The sequence below is a fragment of the Bacteroides cellulolyticus genome, from assembly GCF_025567135.1.
GTDB classification, from domain to species: Bacteria; Bacteroidota; Bacteroidia; order Bacteroidales; family Bacteroidaceae; genus Phocaeicola; species Phocaeicola cellulolyticus.
The window spans coordinates 1-2536 of record NZ_JAOQJJ010000040.1 but is presented as its reverse complement, the minus strand read 5'-3'; the positions used below and the strand labels follow the sequence as shown (position 1 = coordinate 2536).

The 2536-nt window shown below is 35.9% G+C and carries 1 protein-coding gene and 1 pseudogene; both read left to right on the top strand.

Translation table 11 applies throughout. The features are described 5' to 3' along the window. Nucleotides 1–105 precede the first annotated feature (105 nt). Nucleotides 106–1157 (top strand): annotated as a pseudogene (locus OCV82_RS15230) (nucleoside hydrolase). A gap of 133 nt (nucleotides 1158–1290) precedes the next feature. Then, nucleotides 1291–1983, top strand: a complete 693-nt coding sequence (locus OCV82_RS15080) for a DUF5020 family protein (RefSeq protein WP_154045200.1) — start codon at nucleotides 1291–1293, stop codon at nucleotides 1981–1983. Nucleotides 1984–2536 lie beyond the last annotated feature (553 nt).

Here is a 2536-nt window from a genome sequence, read left to right as displayed (position 1 = left end):
GTGTTTTCATGAATGCTAATCTTTCTTTTGTCAAAATACTCGGTTTTATATCAATTTTAGTATAAACCTGTCCTACTTTATGTGTAGGACGCTTAATATTTACGTATGAAAAATTACTTTAAAATCGCATTAATCATAATTCTGACAGCAGGTATCGCTGTCAATACAACAGCCGCTAATCTTGCAAAAGAAAGCACAAAGAAAGTCAATATGATACTTGATATTGACACAGGTATAGACGATGCATTAGCATTGGCATATGCACTGGGATGCGAAGACATTAATCTGCTGGGAGTGGTAGGCAGCTATGGAAACGTATCACTTGACAAAGGAATAGAGAACTCATTAAACTTATTAAAGCTATTAGGAAAAGAAGATATTCCTGTTTATGCAGGTGCTGAATGCTCACTTATTGACAATACTCCTTATCTGCCAAGTGATATTTCGAAGTTCATACATGGCAATAACGGCATAGGCGAAATAGAGATACCACAATCAGCCAGCAAGAAAAAAGATGAAAGCGGTGTTGATTTCATGATAAGAATGGCTAATGAATATAAGAAAGATCTTACCATAGTTGCTGTTGGACCGCTAACAAACGTTGCAAAAGCTATTCAAAAAGATCCACAGTTCGCCGAGAAAGTAGGCAGAATAGTGATAATGGGAGGCGCAGTTCTCCTTCCGGGAAATGTAAACCAGCTGGTGAAGCAAATATCTATCAGGACCCTAATGCCACAAATATTGTATTCACCAGCAAGGCAAAAGTTACAATGGTTGGACTAGATGTAACTATGAGAACCATTTTCACTAAAAAGGAGACACAAAACTGGAGGAACATAGGCACTGTCTCAGCTAAAAAATATGCAGATATGGTAGATTTCTATATCAATGCTTATGCCACAACTCAACCGGAGCTGAACGGATGTGCACTCCACGACCCTCTGGCTGTAGCCGTAGCTGTAGATCCTAGCCTTGTACAAACATTTGAAATGAACATGAAAGTGGGAACTACAGAAGCTGATTTCGGAAGAACAATCGGTGACAAAGCTCGCCTTCTGGAAGAAAATCCAAATGTATCAATATGTATAAACGTTGACCATAAAGAATTCAACAGCAGATTCTATACAGTTCTGGCAAATCTGTTCAAGAAAAACTAAAATAATAAATCTCTTTAATACCCCGTACCTTAATTAATTCCATATTAACCGGTGTTCCCTTTCTTTAGAAAAGGGAATGCCGGAAAGGGAATACTACACCCCATTTACAACTCTTATCTAATATCAAGAAAATATGAAAAAGTTACATTTAATACTGCTTCTGTCATTACTGTCATTCTCTGCAATATCAGCACAAAACATCCAGCTACACTATTTTCCAAATCATTCCATCAACAGCAGGATGTATGACAAAAACTTTGTCATGGTAACATTCGATATGTTCAAAGCCGATAAATGGGGATCTTTCTACACATTTATAGATTTTGAATTTACAGGCGAAAAAGGAAGAATTGGTACTACATACTGGGAAATATCACGTAATCAAAACATAGGAGACTTACCAGTGAAACTTCACCTGGAATATGATGAAGGTGTTACAAAAGGCGGTTCTATAACAGGTTCGTATTTTGTGGGAGCCAATTATCCATTGACCATAAGAAAATTCAACCTTGGCGCAAACCTGTCATATAAGATTCATGCCTTCAATCACATAAGCCATGATGCACAGCTCACACTGACATGGTCGGGCGATATATTGAAAAATAAACTTACATTATGCGGTTTTATTGATATGTGGACCCAAAACAAAAATACAGAAACAAAATCCGACGAAGGGAAAAAATTTGTAGTTTTATTCGGCCCACAAGGATGGTACAACATTAATGAGAAACTGGCATTCGGAACGAAAATAAATATTAGCTATAACATGCTTGATAAAAACAAGGTCTTTTTCTTTCCGTCAATTGCCGCAAAATGGAATTTCTAGAACAAGCTTAAAAACACTTTGTCATTATATAAAAAATACATAGCTGCCTCAGAACAAAATTTGAGACAGCTTTTTTATGTTCTAAAAAATCGGATAAACCTTATTTGTTTATCGCGTATTTCTAATCTTTTGTATCCTAAAGAACCGACAATGTATATCAAAGATAAAATTTAAATGATACGTATCAAATGATAATCTGATTTCACCTCGATATTCAGATGATTATATTTTCCTGATTATTCAATTAGGATCATTCACACACTATAAAACAGACAAGCTTTAAAAGCCCTTATAACAGATATTCTCTAAAGGTTACTCCAATATATAATTCAGGCATAACGCTAGGCTATATTTATATACATATATTATCTCCTACTCATGAAGATTTTTTACCGTACTGACATATATCTTTAAGCTGAACGTTTTCCGTTGTTCATCCGCAACCTTCGTGTAGAGAAAATCCAAAGCTTATAAACGCAAAAAATCCCCGAAGTATCTCTACCTCGAGGATCTCTCATATAAGACGGCGACTACCTACTCTCCCACAATATGC